Source organism: Campylobacter sp. 2018MI13, from assembly GCF_018501135.1.
Taxonomy (GTDB): Bacteria; Campylobacterota; Campylobacteria; order Campylobacterales; family Campylobacteraceae; genus Campylobacter_E.
The window spans coordinates 1-448 of record NZ_JAHCZC010000224.1 but is presented as its reverse complement, the minus strand read 5'-3'; the positions used below and the strand labels follow the sequence as shown (position 1 = coordinate 448).

Genomic DNA, 448 nt, shown 5'->3' with positions numbered 1-448 from the left:
CGAGGCCCCAGCGGGGGACGCCGTTCTTACTGAGTCCGCCGAACACCTTCGGCGCCATGCGCTTGTGAGCGAGTCCGAAAAGCATTCTTGAGATGGAGTAAATCCCAGAGTTAGACGACGAGGCTGCCGATGTCAGGACGACGAAATTCATCACGCTAGCTGCACCAGCGAATCCAACTAGCCCGAGAACCTGCACGAACGGGGAGGAATCTGCCCGGACCTCGTCCCACGGAACGGCAGTCATGATCGCGAGCAGGGCACCGACATAAAAGATGAGGATTCGAGCGGGGACGGCGCTGATAGCCCGAGGCAGGGTCTTCTCGGGATCCCGTGTCTCGGCGGCGGTGGTCCCGATGAGCTCGATTCCCACAAACGCGAATGCTGCCATCTGAAAACCAGCGAAGAACCCACTCCAGCCGTTGGGCATGAAGCCGCCACGGTTCCACAG

At 60.5% G+C, this 448-nt stretch carries 1 protein-coding gene; it reads right to left on the bottom strand.

Annotation, left to right across the window (positions count from 1 at the left end):
• Positions 1–448, bottom strand: a 448-nt coding sequence (locus KJQ99_RS11350) for an amino acid permease (RefSeq protein WP_214150715.1), incomplete at both ends; no start/stop codon positions are given.